The organism is Nonomuraea aridisoli (genome assembly GCF_003236395.1).
Lineage (GTDB): Bacteria > Actinomycetota > Actinomycetes > Streptosporangiales > Streptosporangiaceae > Nonomuraea > Nonomuraea aridisoli.
The window spans coordinates 1-5,746 of sequence record NZ_POUD01000413.1; the positions used below are offsets into that span (position 1 = coordinate 1).

8 protein-coding genes are annotated in these 5,746 nt (G+C 71.7%); 4 read left to right on the plus strand and 4 right to left on the minus strand.

Annotated features, from left to right (window positions below):
- The coding region (locus C1J01_RS45635) for an Rv2578c family radical SAM protein (protein WP_111185244.1) at positions 1-970 on the minus strand (970 nt) is incomplete at its 3' end.
- 134 nt (positions 971-1,104) lie between these two features.
- Here C1J01_RS45635 and C1J01_RS45640 point away from each other — a divergent pair.
- A complete protein-coding gene (locus tag C1J01_RS45640; protein ID WP_111185245.1) occupies positions 1,105-1,392 on the plus strand; it encodes a DUF3040 domain-containing protein in 288 nt (95 codons plus the stop codon).
- 101 nt (positions 1,393-1,493) lie between these two features.
- Here C1J01_RS45640 and C1J01_RS45645 read toward each other — a convergent pair whose 3' ends face one another.
- Entirely contained in the window at positions 1,494-1,790 is a 297-nt protein-coding gene (locus C1J01_RS45645; RefSeq protein ID WP_111185246.1) for a ChbG/HpnK family deacetylase, read from the minus strand.
- Entirely contained in the window at positions 1,697-2,770 is a 1,074-nt protein-coding gene (locus C1J01_RS51690) for an SIP domain-containing protein (RefSeq protein ID WP_235855106.1), read from the minus strand. Before C1J01_RS51690 ends, C1J01_RS45645 begins: the two co-directional genes overlap by 94 nt.
- Positions 2,771-2,830: 60 nt before the next feature.
- Here C1J01_RS51690 and C1J01_RS45655 point away from each other — a divergent pair, with 60 nt between their 5' ends.
- Complete coding sequence (locus C1J01_RS45655) at positions 2,831-3,400, plus strand: TetR-like C-terminal domain-containing protein (RefSeq protein WP_235855107.1); 570 nt, start codon at positions 2,831-2,833, stop codon at positions 3,398-3,400.
- Between the two features lie 4 nt (positions 3,401-3,404).
- Here C1J01_RS45655 and C1J01_RS45660 read toward each other — a convergent pair whose 3' ends face one another.
- On the minus strand, positions 3,405-3,872 hold the full coding sequence (locus tag C1J01_RS45660) for an OsmC family protein (RefSeq protein WP_111185247.1): 468 nt from the start codon (positions 3,870-3,872) through the stop codon (positions 3,405-3,407).
- A gap of 141 nt (positions 3,873-4,013) precedes the next feature.
- Here C1J01_RS45660 and C1J01_RS45665 point away from each other — a divergent pair, with 141 nt between their 5' ends.
- On the plus strand, positions 4,014-4,661 hold the full coding sequence (locus C1J01_RS45665; protein ID WP_111185248.1) for a PadR family transcriptional regulator: 648 nt from the start codon (positions 4,014-4,016) through the stop codon (positions 4,659-4,661).
- Positions 4,662-4,800: 139 nt separating this feature from the next.
- The gene (locus tag C1J01_RS45670) at positions 4,801-5,682 is read left to right on the plus strand and encodes an alpha/beta fold hydrolase (RefSeq protein WP_111185249.1); all 882 of its coding nucleotides are present in this window, start codon (positions 4,801-4,803) and stop codon (positions 5,680-5,682) included.
- The last annotated feature ends 64 nt before the right edge of the window (positions 5,683-5,746 follow it).

The following is a 5,746-nucleotide window of genomic DNA, read 5'->3' on the forward strand; positions in this document are numbered from 1 at the left end:
GGGCCATGGCGGGGGTGGCGCGGCCGACGCCGTGGCGTTCGGCGTACTCCTTGACCAGGCCCGTCACCCGCTGCTGGTACGCCTTCGGGGCGTACGCGCCGCGCCCGTACAGCTCCAGGTAGCGGGGCACCAGGCGGGGGTGCTCGCGGGAGAGCCAGCTCAGCCACCACTCCCGGGCGCCGGAGCGCAGGTGGAGGACGATGGGAGCGATGTGGGTGGCCCCCGAGGCGGCGATCTCCTTGACGGTGCGCTCCAGCTGCGCGGGCGAGTCGGTGAGGTACGGCAGGATCGGGGCCATCAGGACTCCGCAGGCGATGCCGTTGTCGTTGAGCGTCGCGCACGTCTCCAGGCGGCGGCGCGGGTTGGGCGTGCCGGGCTCGACGGCGCGCCAGATCTCGGGGTCGACGAAGCCCACCGACACGTTGGCGCTCACCTCGGTCACGTCGGCGGCCTCGGTCAGCAGGTCGAGGTCGCGCAGGATCAAGGTGCCCTTGGTGAGGATCGAGAACGGGTTGGCGGCGTCGCGCAGCGCGGCCAGAATGCCGCGCATCAGCTGGTAGCGGCCCTCGGCACGCTGGTAGCAGTCGACGTTGGTGCCCATGGCCACGTGGTCGCCGCCCCACCGGGGCGAGGCGAGCTCCTTGCGGGCCAGCTCGGCGGCGTTGACCTTGACGATGATCTTCGAGTCGAAGTCCGCACCGGAATCCAAATCCAGATACTCGTGCGTCTTTCGGGCAAAGCAGTAAATACAGCGGTGGCCGCAGCCCCGGTAGGGATTGATCGTGTACTCGAACGGGACCCGGCTGGCCGCGGGCACGCGGTTGATGATGGATCTGGCCTGGATCTCGTAGAAGGTCATGCCCTTGAACTCGGGCGTGTCGAACGTACGCGTCACCGCACCGCGGGCGAACAGCGGCACGGCCGGATCGTCCCCGCCGGGCCCGGTCAGACGCAGGTTGTCCCAGCGCATAGCTTGATTGGAACAAACATTCGAGCTTGATCGCAAACCGAAAAGAGGTTGCAATTACATGGTCAGCTCGGGGCTAATGATCTTCAGGGTTGGGCAGAAAGACGCGAGAGAGCTTGCGTTCCGGAGGTGCACCCATGGCCTGGTCGCAGGACGAGGAGCGAATGCTGGCCCAGATCGAGCAGCACCTCGTCGACGACGATCCGCGACTCGTCGCACGGCTGGAGTCGTTCAACGAGCGGGTTCGCCGCAGCGAGGCGCGATCGAGAGACAGCGCCGACCCGGGCGCCGTGAGACCGCGACGCTCGACCGTCATCATCTTGATCAGCTGGCTGCTCATCGCCACGCTGGTCGCCACATTGCTGGTCATGGTGCTCCGTCATGAGGCCGCCGCCGCCATGGCGCTGGGGTCCACGCTTCTCTGATCACTTCTGGCATCTGTGCGATCACCTGTTGTTTGTGATCCCCACTTTTCCCGTTTTCGCCACCTCCTGACGTATACGGCCGTTCAAGGCTTGCCGCGTTCTCACGAACGGCCGTCGGAGCCCGAGTCCGTCCAGGCGGCCCGCACGGTGTCGTAGCCCACCACGACGACGCCCTCCTCCCGCAGCAGCTCGCGCGCCCGCTCCGAGGTGAGGAACGCGTGGTCGCTCTCCCGCACCCGCCACCCGTCCGCATCCACGGCGCGCGCCTCCTCCACGCCCAGCCCCGGATGCACCGCCCACTCGCTCAGCCCGGGCGGCAGCTCGCGCAGCAGCCGCGCGTACGTCTCCGCCTTGCCTTCGAGGTCCAGCGCGAAGCTGTCGAGGAAGCCGGGCTCCACGACCGGCAGCCCGCGCGCCCGCACCTTCCGCCGCGCCGGGCCGAGCCAGGCCCGCACCGCCGGCCCGTACTCGCGATGGCCAGCAGGCCGGCCGGCGCCACCGTCAGGTCGAAGACGTCGTCGCGCCCGCCGTCGGCCAGGCAGCGCCAGTCGAGGTGGGTGGGCGTCAGGCCTGCGGCGGCCACGGCGTCGATCTGAGCCCGGAACTCCAGCTCCACCTCCTCGATGCGGGCCGTGGCCAGCAGGTCGGGGATGCGGTCCGGCGCGTGGAACCGCCCGTTCTCGTCCAAGTGCAGGCCGCGCTTGCCCGGCGTCCAGAAGGGCTTGACCTTGATCGACTTCCGCGGCCAGTTGCGGTCGCGTACGAGATGGTCGCGGATCAGCCGGCAGGTCAGCGCCTCGCCCGCGAGGTAGGCCGCGCCGGTGTTCCCGGGCAGGTCGAGGGCGGCCACCGCGGAGACCAGCGTGGCCGAGGAGGCGACCGAGGCCCCCTTCCGGTGGACGCGGGCCAGCTCGTGCGGCCCGGACAGCGGCATGTCGTGCTCGGATGACTCGCTCTCCAGCACCCCGTGCACCCGCGCCTCCGACCCGAGCGCGCGGATCATCGGCCCGAAGGCCACGCTCGCCGTCTCCTCTCCAGCGAACAGATGGAACGGCGCGTCGTCGCGGGTGTGGAAGTCGCTCTGCGGCCACCAGAACGTCACCGGGTCGCCCGGCGCGACCTCCCGGGCCCAGCGCAGCCCGATGCCGTCGCCGTCGTACAGGTGTGCCCGCAGTTCCAGCGCCCGCCGGTCCGGGCCGAGGTCCCAGATCGTGTACGTGCGCAGCGTCTCCAGCGGCAGCAACATGCCGGACACCGACAGCGGGTCGTTGAGCTGCACTCTGATGTGCTGCCCCGGCCGGTACGGGAAGGCGATCGGCTCGTCGGCGGCCGGGCGGATCCGCCGCATCGTCGGGGTGACCAGCCCGGTGTCGGTCACCCGCGCCGTCAGCAGGGCCCCGCGGCGGTGACGATCAACGGGGTGGCCAGGGAGGTCGGCATGAGCGGGCCTGCCCCCTACCACTACTTCGCCGGCCACGACGAGCTGGTCGGGGCGGTGACGGCCGACTTCTTCCGGGAGCTGACGGAGCAGCTGGAGGCCGCGCGCGAGGCGTACCCGCCGGGAGATCACACGCGGCGGCTGCTGGCCACGTGCCGGGCGATGCGGCGCTGGGCCGTCACCCACCGGGCGGAGTTCGGATGGGTGTTCGCCGGCCCCGTCACGAGCCGGCGGCGCGAGCCGGCCGGCCGCGACTTCGAGCAGGTCTTCCTGGACGAGGTCGTCGACCTGTGGCGGCCCCGCCCGTTCCCGGTGCCGGACGAGCTGGACCCGTCCATCAGGGAGCAGCTCCCGCTGTACGCCGCCGCCCACGGCACCCCCATGCCGGTGGAGGCGATCCACGTCTTCCTGTCGTGCTGGATCAGGCTGTACGGCATGCTCTGCATGGAGGTGCTCCACCAGCTCGACTTCGCCTACACCGACCTGGAGCCGGTGTTCGAGGATCTGCTGCGGGAGCTCGCGCCCAGGCTCGGCATCGGCTACGACGCCGCGGCCGGGCGCGAGCCGTAGGAGGTCAGGCCACGGTGACGGTCGGCTCGTGGCGGACCGGGAAGTTGACGGAGGCGGCGATGAAGCACGCCTTGTGGGCGGCCTTGTGCAGTTCGAGGGCGCGCTCCAGCATCTCGGGCGCGGCCACGGTGACCGCCGGGCGCAGGACCACCTCGGTGAAGTGACCGCCGTCGGCGGTCTCGGCCATGGTGCCGGTCGCCGTGTCGGCGTACGCGGTGACGACCACCCCGGCCATGGTGCACTTGTGCAGATACCACAACATGTGGCACTGCGAGAGTGAGCCCACCAGGAGCTGCTCGGGGTTCCAGCGGGACGGGTCCCCGCGGAAGGCGGGGTCGGAGCTGCCCAGGACGACCGCCGGCCCGTCGGCCGACAGCTCGTGGTCGCGGCCGTAGTCGCGGTATCCGCTCGTGCCGGTGCCCCGGTTCCCGGTCCAGGTCACGACCGTCTGGTACGTGTGCGCGCGGCTCATCCGGCCTCGGCCCTCCTCGGTGTCGGTGTGCGGGGCCCCCGCGACTTCTCAGCACAAACGTAACGGATACCCCTGGCCGGATCGGCGATGCCGTCCTATACTCGCTTACGAGTATTCGTACACGAGCGATAGGCGGTCGGCATGGCCAAGCGGCGCCCGGTGGCCAACCTGCTGGCGCTGGCCGTGCTGACCGTGGCCGTCCAGCGGCCGATGCACCCGTACGAGATGGCCTCGGTCCTGCGGGCCCGCGGCAAGGACGACGACATGCCGATCAAATGGGGCTCCCTCTACACCGTCGTCCGCAACCTGGAGAAACACGGCCTCCTGGAGGCGGTCGGCACCGACCGGCAGGGCGCCCGCCCCGAGCGCACGGTCTACCGCGTCACCGACGCCGGCCGGCGCGAGGCCGCCGACTGGACGCGCGAGCTGCTGTCCACGCCGCGACGGGAGCCGTCGTCATTCGAGGCGGGGCTGTCGGTGATGGGCGGTCTCGGTCCCGACGAGGTCGCCGCGCTGCTGCGGCAGCGGCTGGAGCTGCTCGACCGCCGGATCGAGGCCGACCGGCTGACGCTGGAGCGTGAGCGGGGCGAGCTGCCCCGGTTGTTCCTCGTCGAGTCGGAGTACGCGCTGGCGATGCGGGAGGCCGAGGCCGCGTGGACGCGGTCGCTGCTGGCCGAGCTGGACGCGGGCGCGTTCCCCGGCCTGGAGGAATGGCGCGCTTACCACCGCACCGGCGACCTGCCGCCCGACCTCGCCGACCTCGCGGAAAGGGGCCGCCCGGCGGAGTGACAAGAACCGGCGGCGGTGCTGCAACACCGCCGCCGGGAGACCTCGTACCAAGACCGCGCGAAGCGGAGACCCGGCCACGAGATGGCATCGACAACGATAGCCGGGCTCCCTTCGCCTGCCGAACCGAAAGGGAGCGACCATGACCACGACCACCACGAACGGCACCGTGACGTCGGCCGACGGCACCACGATCCACTACCACCGGCTCGGCCGCGGCCCGGGCCTGGTGATCCTGCACGGGGCCATGCAGACCGGCCGCAGCCAGCTGGAGCTGGCCCAGGCCCTCGCCGGCGACTTCACGTGCTACCTGCCCGACCGCCGGGGCCGGGGCGGCAGCGGCCCGGCCGGCCCCGCGTACGGCCTCCAGCGGGAGGTCGAGGACCTCGACGCGGTGCTGCGGGCCACCGGCGCGCCGTACGCGCTGGGCGTCAGCTCGGGCGCGATCATCACCCTGCACACGGCGCGCGTCCAGCCGGCGTTGCGCAAGGTCGTCATCTTCGAACCGCCCCTCGACGTCCACGGGTCCCACTCGACCGGCTGGCTGCCCCGCCTCGACCGCGAGCTCGCCGAAGGACGGATCTCGGCGGCGCTCGTCACCGGCATGAGAGCCGGCCGGATGGGCCCCCCGATCATGCGCGCCATCCCGCGGCCGCTGATGGAACGGCTGACGAGCTCGATGGTGAAGAGCCAGGAACGCGCCGTGGCCGGCGTCGAGCCCGCGCTGCGGGAGCCGACGTTCGGGGAGCTGGCCCCGACGTTGCACGAGGACCTTCACCTGGTGGCCGAGACGGCCGGAGACCTGGAGGCGTACCGCTCGGTGCGGGCGGAGGTGCTGCTGGTCGGCGGCGCCAGGAGCGCGGCCTACCTGCGCGCCGCGCTCGGCGAGCTACAGCGGGTCCTGCCCCGCGCGCGTCGCGTGACCCTGCCGGGCCTGGACCACAACGCCACCTCGAACGCCGCCCGGCGCGGCCGGCCGGAGCCGGTGGCGGAGGTGGTCCGCCGCTTCCTCAGCGAGACCTGAGCAGGGCTCAGAGCTCCTTGAGGAACGTCGCCGCGATGGGGGCCGCCACCGCGCCGCCCCCGCC

Bases quoted from the DNA above. Each gene is read 5' to 3' on its own strand.
- C1J01_RS45670 (WP_111185249.1), top strand. From the start codon at position 4,801: ATGACCACGACCACCACGAACGGCACCGTGACGTCGGCCGACGGCACC.
- C1J01_RS45665 (WP_111185248.1), top strand. From the start codon at position 4,014: ATGGCCAAGCGGCGCCCGGTGGCCAACCTGCTGGCGCTGGCCGTGCTG.
- C1J01_RS45655 (WP_235855107.1), top strand. From the start codon at position 2,831: ATGAGCGGGCCTGCCCCCTACCACTACTTCGCCGGCCACGACGAGCTG.
- C1J01_RS45660 (WP_111185247.1), bottom strand. From the start codon at position 3,872: ATGAGCCGCGCGCACACGTACCAGACGGTCGTGACCTGGACCGGGAAC.
- C1J01_RS45640 (WP_111185245.1), top strand. From the start codon at position 1,105: ATGGCCTGGTCGCAGGACGAGGAGCGAATGCTGGCCCAGATCGAGCAG.